The sequence below is a fragment of the Cobetia sp. SIMBA_158 genome (assembly GCF_046566945.1).
Classification (GTDB): Bacteria; Pseudomonadota; Gammaproteobacteria; order Pseudomonadales; family Halomonadaceae; genus Cobetia; species Cobetia amphilecti.
This window is the reverse complement of sequence record NZ_JAWJYL010000036.1, coordinates 1-872: the sequence shown is the minus strand read 5'-3', so window position 1 is coordinate 872 and position 872 is coordinate 1. Positions and strand designations below refer to the sequence as shown.

The following is an 872-nucleotide window of genomic DNA, read 5'->3' as shown; positions in this document are numbered from 1 at the left end:
TATCACTTTTATGAAAAAGATTTCATCGAAGCAATCAACTTTTACAGAATCGCAGAGAGGAAGCTTAATAAAGTGCCCGACGAAATAGAAAGGGCAGAATTTCACTATCAAACTGCGAGTGCATATTACGAAATCCGCCAGAATTTTTTCTCACTAAATCACGCTGAAAAAGCGATTCAAAGCTTTGAAGCACACAAAAACTACACAAACCGAGTCATAAAATGCACAATGCTTTTCGCAATGAACAAAGTTGACCTTCAGCAATGGAAAGAAGCAATTTCCCTATACGAACATGCCATACATATCGCTTCTCAAACTGATGACGGTCATTCCGAAGGCTTAGGTCATTTTAATTTAGGCATATGCTATGAGAGACAGGAACTCCTTGAAGAAGCCAAAGAAAGCTTTATCAAAGCAATGAATATACCCGCACATTGCGATTCGGTTTACTCCATTCGTTCAATGTACATGCTGAGCCGAGTTTTATACAAATTAGGTTCAAAGGAGTCCGCCCGGGAATGGAGAACAAAAGCGATTGTATATGCTGATAAAGTAAATGAAGAAATATACAAAGCCAAACTGAACCTCATATACTTTCTATACGATGCAAATGATTCAGTATCTTTTGACTTAAGCATGAATGTACTCAAAGAGAAAAATTTGTGGTCTGAGGTGGCTGATCTATTTCTTAATGCAGCTCTTTATTACAAAAAGCAGGAAAACGCTGATCTGTCATCTAAATATTTTGAGGAGGCTTGCACAGCTAAGGATCAAATATTAAAGTTTACGGAGGCGTTATCATGCTAAAACGTACTGTCTTAATTACCACTACCATTCTTGGATTGCTTCTTTTCTCCGGACACGATTTCGGA

The 872-nt window shown here is 37.8% G+C and carries 1 protein-coding gene; it reads left to right on the top strand.

The features are described from left to right. The coding region (locus tag R2R70_RS18835) for a tetratricopeptide repeat protein (protein ID WP_410978727.1) at window positions 1-807 on the top strand (807 nt) is incomplete at its 5' end. Window positions 808-872: the final 65 nt, after the last annotated feature.